The organism is Lacticaseibacillus manihotivorans DSM 13343 = JCM 12514, assembly GCF_001435035.1.
GTDB classification, from domain to species: Bacteria; Bacillota; Bacilli; order Lactobacillales; family Lactobacillaceae; genus Lacticaseibacillus; species Lacticaseibacillus manihotivorans.
The window spans coordinates 35,854-44,692 of record NZ_AZEU01000045.1 but is presented as its reverse complement, the minus strand read 5'-3'; the positions used below and the strand labels follow the sequence as shown (position 1 = coordinate 44,692).

Here is an 8,839-nt window from a genome sequence, read left to right as displayed (position 1 = left end):
AGTTCATCTCACGGTGTCGTGCCATGGGGTGGCTAACTTGTTCTTGCAATTTGCGTCAGTTATTGAATAAACAAAATGCAGAATTTTATGGCAATATCGTCGTTTATTTACACATGCGCGGTAAGCTCAAAAATAATATCCAAATAGAAACTGATTTGCTCGATTTACTCAACGATTTGCTTGACGCCCAAGCCAGCGGCCAATCTGCAGCGGATTATTTCGGCACAGCGCCCGCTGGTGTCGCCAAAGAAATGTTGCGAGCTTTGCCCAATGATTGGCACAAGATTCGCCGAGTCACGCTAACTGGTGCCATCGGGTATGCGGTGTTACTTTGCTTACCAAGTTTGATCATCCCCAGCGAGCCAGTCGATGTGGGGAAACTTCTGATTGGGCTGATTGGCATCGGGATTTTTATCTTGGCGTTTTCATGGGGGTTAAGCAAAATTGCGTTCGCTAAACATCAATGGTTGATCTCAGGTTTAATCATCATCCTGTGTGGCGGCGCAGGAGCATTGATTCCAACCACGTTTGTTTCACTCAGTACCCCTTTCAAGCTGACATTATCAACGCCTGTCGCCATCACAATCATCGTGTTTTGTCTGATTGCGGCTGGTTTTCAGTTCAATTCAGATCGCAAAAAATTTCGCTTCTTCCCGATCGCATTGACCTTCTTCTCAGTCGAAATTGTATTTGGATTATTAGGAATCCTAGTTCGTGTTCCCTTCACAGCAACTTGGCTCAAACAAAACGATCATGTCATTTGGTTTCTGGTCGGTGGCGTGCTGTTATTGATGATTATCCCATTTAGTTTGATGGGTTGGCAGTTTATTCAAGGCATCAAAGCGAATCGTAACCGTCAAATTTAGTTCAAAAAAGCGCCGTCGCAATTTCACTTGCGACGACGCTTTTGTATTAGTCACTAAACGCCCGATCATATTGTTGATTAAACCAAATCGCGGATTCCTCATCTGGCGAGATGACCACGATCGTGTCATGCCCGGCTAACGTCCCGACCACTTGGGCAAACTTGATGTCATCGATAATGGCGGCTAACAAGTTCCCGTTAGATGGCAAGGTTTTGATCACGTTCATGAATTGGACCCGGGTAATGGATAAGCCCACTTCGCGAATGGAATTACCTAAACGCTCCAGTTGCGATTCGCTATCTCCACGAAAAATGGTATATCGCAAGGCGCCGCTGGCATCTTGGGCTTTGACGATGCGCAGTTCGCGGATATCGCGAGAAATCGTCGCTTGCGTGGCTTCGATACCAGCGTTTTTCAGCTCCGTTAACAATTCGTCTTGGGTGCTGATCACTTTTTGGTTAATAATACGCGCCAAAGCGTTTTGTCGTTGGGATTTATTCATGAATGACCCTCCTGATGAATATCTATGCATATTGTAGCACACGAATACCGAAAAAAATACCCGTTCGCCGTGAACGGGTATTCCTCAAATTACATTTCAGCTGGGGCTTCAACGCCAAGCAAAGCCAAGGCAGAAGTCAAAATGGTGCTGACGGCTTTGACCATGGCCAAACGAGCTGGTAATTCGGCATCATCGACCAAGACTTTGGAGTTAGCGTAGTATTTGTTGAAGGCTTTGGCGAGTTTCAACGCATACTTAGCGATCACAGAAGGTTCGTAAGCTTTAGCAGCGCGCGCGATCACGTTTGGATAATCGCCTAACGCTTTGAGCACATCCCAAGCAGCCGGATCTGTCAACGCCACGTCTGCGGCAGGTTGTGTGTCCGTCTTGCGCAAAATACTGTTAGCCCGCGCGTTGGTGTATTGCACATAAGGGCCAGTTTCGCCTTCAAAGCGCACGACTTCTTCCAAGTTGAAGTCAAAGGAATCTAAACGTTCGTTCTTCAAATCATGGAAGATCACGGCACCGACACCGACTTGGTGCGCAACCTTGTCAGCGTTGGCCAAGTCAGGATGCTTTTCAGCGATTTGTTTCTTAGCCAATTCGATGGCATCATTGAGGACTTTTTCCAGTAAAATGATATTGCCTTTACGAGTGGACAACTTCTTACCACCAGAAGTGATCAAGCCAAATGGAATATGATGGATATCATCCGCCCAGTCATAGCCCATTTCTTTGATAACGGCTTTAAGTTGGTCGAAGTGTTCGCGTTGTTCGTTGCCGACGACATACAGGCTTTGGACAAAGTTGTATTCGTTGTGACGGTAGAACGCCGCAGCCAAGTCACGGGTCATGTAAAGCGTGGCACCGTCAGACTTTTTGATCAAGGCTGGGTTTAAGTCGTATTTTTCCAGGTCGACGATTTCAGCGCCTTGAGAAGACTTCAACAAGTGCTTGTCTTCAAGTTCGTTGACCACGCCATCCATTTTATCGTTGTAGAAAGCTTCCCCATTGAAGGAATCAAACTTCACGCCAAGCATGTCATAAATGCGGGTGAATTCTTTCAAGGATTCTTCACGGAACCATGACCACAATTGGTGCACTTCTGGATCGCCATCTTCAAGTTGTTTGAATACGGCGCGGGCTTGGTCATCCAAAGAGGGGTCGGATTCAGCTTCTTCGTGGAATTGCACATAATATTTCACTAAGTAGTGGATCGGGTCTTTTTTGACGTCGGCTTCAGAACCCCACTTGCGATAAGCCACGATCAGCTTCCCGAATTGGGTGCCCCAGTCGCCTAAGTGGTTGATCTTAATTGGGGAGTAACCCACTTTGGTCAAAATGTTGGCCAAGGCATTGCCGATCACCGTCGAGCGCAAGTGACCCATGGACATTGGCTTGGCAATGTTAGGGCTGGACATGTCGATTGGGACATTGCCGGCACCTAATTGCAAATCGCCGTAGTGTTCTGGATCGTCCGCAATGCTGGTCAGGGTGTCATGAGCAAAGCTGACTTTGTCTAAGAAGAAGTTGACGTAGCCACCGACTGCTTTAACTGCTTCAAAAGGCTTAGCGTCGATTTTTTCGACCAAGTCTGCAGCAATCATCTTAGGCGCTTTGTGATAAACCTTGGCCAACGCAAAGGTTGGGAAAGCATAGTCGCCTAAATCAGATGTTTTTGGGGTTTCCAATAATTGGGCGATTTGGTCTGCACTTAAATCGTCACCGGTCGCTGCACTCAATGCTGATACGACTTGTTGTTTGAAGTCCATAATTTTTTCCTCCTTGAATACGAAAAAACTCGTCTTTTGCAAAAATTCTGCAAGAGACGAGTTTCCCCGCGGTACCACTCTCATTGACAAATTGTCCACTCGATATTGAACTGTTCACACAGGTGCGCCTCTAGCGACCGTAACTGCTCACACCACCCGCAGCTTCACTGAACCGGTATCGCTAGGATCTTCCTGATAAATTAAAAAACTGACGCGATGCTCGCGTCAGTTCTGCAGCGGTTGACGAGAATCGAACTCGCGACGCCAGCTTGGGAAGCTGGAGTTTTACCACTAAACTACAACCGCAACAACGTTTATTAGTATAGCAAGCAGGCGATCGTTTGACAAGGGGAAATTTCACAAATCCACTATTTTGCAAAAACATGCAGTTGACATCCAATGGAAAGTATTGGCACTTTTAGTCAGCAAACAACCCGTGTTTACCCGTCGTTAACACCTGCATCAAAAACATAGAATTCCTGTTAATATTAAAATTTACTCATATACTTGCTCATAATTTTAACCGTGCTATAATAGTATGCAGAAACTATCATTTCGCTATGCCAAAAGCTAAGCGATCCAAAGGAGTGACGATCATGGCAGACAAAACCCGACGTTATTATTTCGCCGCGCGCAATGAAGAAACCGCGCACGGCTACGAAATCAGTTTTGTAAATATCCCCCAAGCGCAAGCGGTTGGGGCGACCTATGAAGAAGCCGTCTATTACTCCTACCGCGTGCTAGCCGACTTTTTAAGCCACTTACCAAAAGACGAAGCCGCCTTAACTGCCTACACCCACGCCACATTACCGGCTGCTAAAGCGGATAATGTGTTTTATTCACTGGTCAGTGTGACCCCAGACTTTGACCCGCATAAAATGGTCACCCACTTCACCTTACCGCAAGCACCACCAGCAGAAATTCGCCGCAAAGCTAGCCAATTGGCCAAACTCGTGCATCATCAAAACAAAGCGCGCGAAGCAGCCAATTCCTAATATGAGAGAGAAGCCGAACATTCAAAATGTTTCGGCTTTTTTAATCCGCAAATTACTAGTCAAAGTTGGCAAGATGTGGTTTAATATTTGCCAAGGTCTACATCTGACAGCAGGTCAGATGGACATCAACCTCAAAGGAGTGTCCGAGTTGACGAGTTTAGCCTCTTCGATCCAAAATTTTCACTTCGATAATGTTTTGATGAATGCCAGCGGCGTGCACTGCATGACCACGCAAGAATTGGATGAGCTTTACGCCAGTCCTGCCGGCAGCTTTGTGACCAAATCCGGCACGCCTAATGCCCGCGTTGGCAATCCTGAACCGCGCTACCACCAATTGGAACTTGGCAGCATCAACTCCATGGGCTTGCCGAACAACGGGATCGATTATTATCTCGATTATGCTTTAGACTTTCAGGCCAAGCACCCCGATCACCCCATTTTCCTTTCGGTTTCCGGCATGAGCCCATCAGATTACACGTTGTTGGCAGAAAAAATCCAAGCCAGCGATTTTAACGGCTTGACCGAATTCAACCTCTCTTGTCCCAACGTGCCCGGCAAGCCGCAAATTGCTTATGATTTTGATACCACTGAGCAGATCCTCACCGACTTATTCAAAATCTTTACCAAGCCAGCCGGCGTGAAGCTGCCACCATTCTTTGATCTCGCACAATTCGATCAAATGGCGGCGCTACTGAATCGTTTCCCATTGACGTTCATCAACTCGATCAACTCTTTAGGTAACGGCTTGATGATCGACCCTGCCACTGACACGGCGTTGATCCGACCAAAAGGCGGCTTTGGCGGCATCGGTGGCGCTTATGCTAAACCGATTGCCTTAGCCAACGTCCGCGCCTTCCGCCAACGCTTGCGCGACGACATTGCGATCATTGGCACTGGTGGGGTCACCACCGGCCGTGACGTGTATGATTTAATTCTTTGCGGCGCAGACATGGTACAACTCGGAACGGTTTTACAAGTGGAAGGCGTCGCGTGCTTTGACCGCTTGAATCACGAGCTCGAAGCTGTGATGGCTGAAAAAGGCTACACCACGCTTGACGATTTTCGCGGCAAACTCCAAACTATCCAATAATGTGTAGACAAACAGGCTGAGGCCTGTTTTTTTGTAATCAAAAACGACAAGCATTTTGCGCCTGTCGTTCGATGATTTTATTTGAAATAGTAACGCGCGGTTTCCAATGCACTGGTAGCCATCACATGGTTGCCATATTCAGAAAGCTTTGCTGATGAAACTGTGGCTTTGTCGCCATATTCCATTGCCACCGCTAACTGATCGCGCATTTCTTGATCAGAAATTTGGTTGTGATAGAAGGTCAACACCAAATAATAGTCGCCTTGATATTGATACAAGTCGCTAGAAGCCCCTTCTAAGCGCAAAATTTTGGCCATGCTGATCAGATCTTCAAAACTGGCTAACTTCAAGACGGTTTCGTGAAGCTTGGTGCCATCTGCATCGATGAAGCTACCTTCATCCACCGCAGCATGATCATCCGGCGTATCTGTCGCCATCAATTGGCGGCGAATAAAATCTGGCACATCTTGGGGATCATCTAAGCCATCTGGGTCATCAGTTTCTTGATCTCCAACATTTTTGCTGATCAAAAGCTCCAAGCCTGCTTGGCTAGGCATCACTTGGAAGGTCACAGCTGCATTACTAGAAAAGCTGTGATCTTCATCGACTTCATCCAAGATACTATAGAAGAAACTTTCAATTTGGTCATGGTTTCCGAGCAAGTCCAACACGGTGATGCCGCGCTGTGCCAAGTCGTCGTTGCCTAACAAAACGCGGATCGTGTTATCGTCGATGCGTTCCATTTTCATGATTGCTGCACCTCACTTCAAACGAATCAATTCGTCAACTACTGACATTATAACATTACGCCAGTGTACAGCAATGAGTTTCTTAATGCAAAAAATTCCTGTCACTTGTCACGCCTTGATCACAATTGCCGTCTAGCATCGTAAGTATCTATTTCATCTTCTAACCAGTTATACCAATAAGCCTTGCGGCCCGAAAAGCTGTGAGCTCCGACAAAAAGTACTCCGGCGGGCTGATCATGGAACGCAATGACGCTCGTCGGATCACTCGCAAAAACCGCGAGTGGATTTGCTTCTCGCTGGGCTCTACGCGGTAAACCGCTAAGAGCCCCACGGCTGATGCCCAGCCCGCCTCCGCACTTGTTATCTCCGCTCACAGCTTTTCTCGTCAGATATGACTAGATTACAAATTAAACACGCTGACCTTACCGAGTGTCATATCAACGTTGGCATCACGCATTGCGTGGCCATCAGGTGCCAGTGGTACACGTAAGACCCATGGAGGAACTGAAATCATCGAACGTGGCAGAAATACTAGTTGAGACAGTGGGCTTCTGGCTCAGCTAATATTTCAGGCAAATTTCAAGACAAGTGGTTTTCTTGGCTCGAAATTTAGGCAGAAGAACATCGGCGGTTTGTGCCGATTTCTGGAGCCGGCCGGCCACGAAAGATGATTTCAGTTCCGAATGGGTCTGGAGTGTACCACTGGCACCTGATAGCGGTATGAGACACTATCGATGCCGGATATCAAAAGTGACCAAGACGATTACCGTCTCAGCCACTCGGTCCAGTATGATTAATGGTTCTCGCCTCCCTAAAATCCGGCTAAGAGTTGAGCTTGTTGCAAAGCCATTGCGCGCACATCCCGCGGCAAAAAACGGCGGATCTCATCAGGGTGAAAACCAATTTGTACGCGACGTTCATCGACAATGATCGGTCGACGCAGTAAATGGGGTTCGCGAATGATCAAATTGATCATTTGAACCGTGGTTAAATCATCCGTCGTGATCCCTAAACGCAGGTAGGCTTTGGAGCGCACCGAGAGAATATCATCAAAGCCGCGTTCTGATAGCACCAACAAATGTTGCACTTCTGCTTGGGAAAGCCGATCAGTATCTAAATTGCGTTCAATAAACGGAATGTGATTGTCTTCAAGCCACGCACGCGCTTTGCGGCTGGAGGTGCAACCAGTGGAAGTATATAAGGTGACCGCCATAAGTATCACTCCTTTAATTTTGAATGCGGTTTCTATATGTTTAATTATATGCGAAGTAATATCGAAAAAACAATCATTTTCAGAAACTTTTCATTCATAAAAGTGAACTAATGTAAAAATAATGTAACTGTGCGATTTTGCACATGTACACGGAATCTAAGTATAATCCGCGTTAAATAAATAAAAATGCGCCAGCCATTTTCTGACAGACGCATTATTAGATATTTATTTTATAGGTATTAGATATCAAAAGCGGTTTGCTCTGACGCCAATGTGACTTGACGTTCACCAGCAGTGGCTTGCGCTTGTTGCTTCAAGACATCAAGTGGTAATTCTTGCGGCAAGTGGGTCAACACCAGATGCTTGACGTTGGCATCCTTGGCCAATTCCCCCGCTTGTGGCGCGGTTAAATGCCAGCGCGGTGCCGGCTTGTCCGCCAAGAAATTCGTATCCGCTAATAACAAATCTGCATCTTTGGCAAATGGCGCCAAGCCGGCAAAGGCCCGCGTATCAGAAGTATTGACCAACACTTTGCCGGTAGTTTTTTCAAGAATACGTACCGCAAAGGCTGGTACTGGATGTTCAGTTTCCAAGAACGTTAACTTGAACGGCCCCAGATCTAAGGTCGTATCTTGGGTGTATCCCAAACCTTTCGTAAAATCACCAAACGTCAACGCCGCAAAGTTCAACGGATCTTTGGTGTGCCCATACACTGGCAATGGCAAGTGCTTTTTTTCACCAGAATGGAGTTGATAATAATATTGTAAGACCCCAAAGTCGGCGGTGTGATCATGATGATAATGCGTCAATAACACCGCATCCAATAAATTAGGATCCAAGACTTTTTGCAAGGCGAGCAACGCGCCGCTACCGGCATCCATCAATAAATTAAAATCGCCACTTTGCACCAAATAAGCACTGGTGCCAATCCCGTGGTCAGGATAGCCACCTAAATATCCGAGGATCGTCAGTTTCATTATCTTCATCCTTTCATGATAATTTCAGGATACAACATCATCGCGACCTTGACCAATATTAAAAAATTTTCAGAACCCAAGCGTTTCCGCTTTGTAAACGTTATAATAGAACTGGAGGTGGGATCATGACTCAACGGGTACAGATCGTTTTAGGTTCCAAACGTTTTCTTAAACGCTTTTTTAAAGAATATCAAACGCCATTATTATTCATGAAACCTTTGACCAAAGGCGCCAATTACGGGTTATTGGACGTTGAAGCGAAAGTACCATTCGTCGCACCGATGGCCTATGATACCTTGGCCATGGATGGCAGCATTGAAAACCGTGGCTACATTCAACTGGCCTATTATCATCTAACGGAAGATGAAGTACCAGTCTTCACGGATCAATTCAAAACGCTGTTGAAACAACGTGATCAATTGCAAGGTAACCTCGCTTTGGGCTTGTTCGTCAAAGATGACAAGGCGCGAGATTATTTAGTTCTCAGTCAATGGGAGCGCACTTTAGATGTGTTTGCCTCGAAATCAACCCCTTTGTGGAAGCCAATCAACAAGTTTATGGAACGCGCCGCCAAGGGCCAAGGCTATCACGATGCAAACTACCAAATCATCTCACCAGATGATGAGGACAATGACGAAAAAGATGATTGATGAAAAATGCGAGCCCCGATTTTGG

The 8,839-nt window shown here is 46.4% G+C and carries 9 protein-coding genes and 1 tRNA gene; 4 read left to right on the top strand and 6 right to left on the bottom strand.

Going from position 1 to position 8,839, the window contains the following annotated elements; genetic code table 11:
- Positions 1-866, top strand: an 866-nt coding sequence (locus tag FD01_RS03270; protein WP_235802922.1) for a hypothetical protein, incomplete at its 5' end; no start/stop codon positions are given.
- A gap of 46 nt (positions 867-912) precedes the next feature.
- Here FD01_RS03270 and FD01_RS03265 read toward each other — a convergent pair.
- From FD01_RS03265 to FD01_RS03255, 3 genes are all read right to left on the bottom strand, one after another.
- Positions 913-1,368, bottom strand: coding sequence for an arginine repressor (locus tag FD01_RS03265; protein WP_054719351.1), 456 nt, complete (start codon positions 1,366-1,368; stop codon positions 913-915).
- Positions 1,369-1,457: 89 nt separating this feature from the next.
- Positions 1,458-3,140 (bottom strand): arginine--tRNA ligase, encoded by a 1,683-nt coding sequence (gene argS, locus FD01_RS03260; protein ID WP_056962558.1) that lies wholly within the window; start codon positions 3,138-3,140, stop codon positions 1,458-1,460.
- A 235-nt stretch (positions 3,141-3,375) separates the two neighbouring features.
- Positions 3,376-3,446, bottom strand: a tRNA-Gly gene (locus FD01_RS03255).
- A gap of 290 nt (positions 3,447-3,736) precedes the next feature.
- Between FD01_RS03255 and FD01_RS03250 the strand changes: the two genes are divergently transcribed.
- Together FD01_RS03250 and FD01_RS03245 are read left to right on the top strand one after the other, a co-directional pair.
- Positions 3,737-4,135 (top strand): hypothetical protein, encoded by a 399-nt coding sequence (locus FD01_RS03250; RefSeq protein ID WP_054719354.1) that lies wholly within the window; start codon positions 3,737-3,739, stop codon positions 4,133-4,135.
- Positions 4,136-4,283: 148 nt separating this feature from the next.
- Positions 4,284-5,225 (top strand): dihydroorotate oxidase, encoded by a 942-nt coding sequence (locus tag FD01_RS03245; protein WP_056962562.1) that lies wholly within the window; start codon positions 4,284-4,286, stop codon positions 5,223-5,225.
- 77 nt (positions 5,226-5,302) lie between these two features.
- Here the strand turns inward: FD01_RS03245 and FD01_RS03240 are convergent, their stop codons facing one another.
- The 3 genes from FD01_RS03240 to FD01_RS03225 all read right to left on the bottom strand — a co-directional run bounded on the left by FD01_RS03240 (position 5,303) and on the right by FD01_RS03225 (position 8,164).
- Positions 5,303-5,974, bottom strand: a complete 672-nt coding sequence (locus FD01_RS03240; RefSeq protein WP_056962557.1) for an adaptor protein MecA — start codon at positions 5,972-5,974, stop codon at positions 5,303-5,305.
- Positions 5,975-6,785: 811 nt separating this feature from the next.
- Positions 6,786-7,187: a transcriptional regulator Spx gene (spx, locus tag FD01_RS03230; protein WP_056962556.1), complete on the bottom strand. Its 402-nt coding sequence runs from the start codon at positions 7,185-7,187 to the stop codon at positions 6,786-6,788.
- A 239-nt stretch (positions 7,188-7,426) separates the two neighbouring features.
- The gene (locus tag FD01_RS03225; protein ID WP_056962555.1) at positions 7,427-8,164 is read right to left on the bottom strand and encodes an MBL fold metallo-hydrolase; all 738 of its coding nucleotides are present in this window, start codon (positions 8,162-8,164) and stop codon (positions 7,427-7,429) included.
- 125 nt (positions 8,165-8,289) lie between these two features.
- On the opposite strand from FD01_RS03225, the gene FD01_RS03220 reads away from it, so the two are divergent.
- Complete coding sequence (locus FD01_RS03220; protein WP_054715021.1) at positions 8,290-8,814, top strand: hypothetical protein; 525 nt, start codon at positions 8,290-8,292, stop codon at positions 8,812-8,814.
- Positions 8,815-8,839 lie beyond the last annotated feature (25 nt).